Genomic DNA, 1,300 nt, shown 5'->3' on the forward strand with positions numbered 1-1,300 from the left:
AGGATTTGTAATTTTCGAGGCCACCTATGTGTTCGCTTTCGCTACGGCCTGGTAATTCGCCCTTATCCTACGATAACGTTGTCGGTAGGCTTCAACACTTTGGTCTCCCTACATGCTGCTACCCAAGCTACGGGACTCCGACTTTTATCCCGGTAGGTTTAACTCCTACTGAACATACTCACCTTCTCTGGACACACGCTGGAGATTTACTTACCACTGCTACGTGCTGGAAATGAAAGCTCGCAGGTGGAGAAGTAATGGGATTCACTGACTATGATGAAGACTTAAATATTGATAATATACTCTATAAATCTTCAAGTGGATTTACAGCCAGTAGTATAATATTAAACAGCGATTTAAAGACTGATAATTTGGAAATTGAGGAAATATTAAATAGTGTTGATAGCAAAGAAAAAGATGTTTTATCAGGAGAGTACTACTTTGCAAATATTGAGATATTTCTTGTGAATTAAAAAGACTTGACCCAGGGAACAATGAATCTACATTCAGGAATTTTTGGTAAAGTGACATTAAGTAGTGGAAGATTTATTGCTGAAATTAGAGCGCTCTCAGCAAAGCTTGAGAGAAGCATAGCAGAATTGTACTCTCCTGCATGCAGAGCACAATTTTGCGATGATAAATGTAAAGCCGATACTAAAAAATTTAGTAAAATAAGTACAATCACTAAAGTAATAGATGAAAGAAGATTTGAAGACACGAATTTAACTGAGAGTGATGAATATTATAAGCACGGAATAGTAAAATTCTTTGGCTCAATAGCGTTTGAAGGTGTAGTAAAAGAATATAAAAATAAAGTAGTTACGTTGTTTACTTCGCCTCCATACCAAATTTTTGCTGGAGATAAATATTCAATACTCGCAGGTTGCGATAAAACATTTCCAACTTGCAGAAGCAAGTTTAACAATACTGTGAATTTTCGTGGTGAACCCTATATACCAGGTTTTTATATTGTTTAGCAGTACAATTTTCAATATTATGAATAAGCATGGAAAAGTGGCTGAGTGGTCTAAAGCACACGCTTGCAAAGCGTGCACATATGAAAATATGTCGGGGGTTCGAATCCCCCCTTTTCCGTATGTTACTTCTAGAATAGTACAAAACCCCCGGTCGCGCACACAACTGTACGAACATTGTAATATGGTACAATGTTACATCTATGCGGTGGTAATTTACGATAAATTCATTTAGCCATTTCAAATTTAGCCATACCAAGTCAGTAAATTGATTAAGCAAATAACACTTGAGTAGCAGTTCCTTCCCACGATTATAGCCTTTCTTA

General features: G+C 36.8%; 1 protein-coding gene, 1 tRNA gene and 1 pseudogene. All 3 read left to right on the forward strand.

Features of this window, described 5'->3' with window-relative positions; all coding sequences use genetic code 11:
- Window positions 1–26 precede the first annotated feature (26 nt).
- The 3 genes and pseudogenes from WGMM_RS07440 to WGMM_RS01580 all read left to right on the forward strand — a co-directional run bounded on the left by WGMM_RS07440 (window position 27) and on the right by WGMM_RS01580 (window position 1,095).
- Window positions 27–236: a hypothetical protein gene (locus tag WGMM_RS07440; RefSeq protein ID WP_240991837.1), complete on the forward strand. Its 210-nt coding sequence runs from the start codon at window positions 27–29 to the stop codon at window positions 234–236.
- A 15-nt stretch (window positions 237–251) separates the two neighbouring features.
- Window positions 252–977, forward strand: a pseudogene (locus tag WGMM_RS06060) (baseplate hub domain-containing protein); the annotation flags it as partial.
- 31 nt (window positions 978–1,008) lie between these two features.
- Window positions 1,009–1,095 (forward strand) — tRNA-Cys (locus WGMM_RS01580).
- Window positions 1,096–1,300 lie beyond the last annotated feature (205 nt).

Source organism: Wolbachia endosymbiont of Glossina morsitans morsitans (genome assembly GCF_000689175.1).
GTDB lineage: Bacteria > Pseudomonadota > Alphaproteobacteria > Rickettsiales > Anaplasmataceae > Wolbachia > Wolbachia pipientis.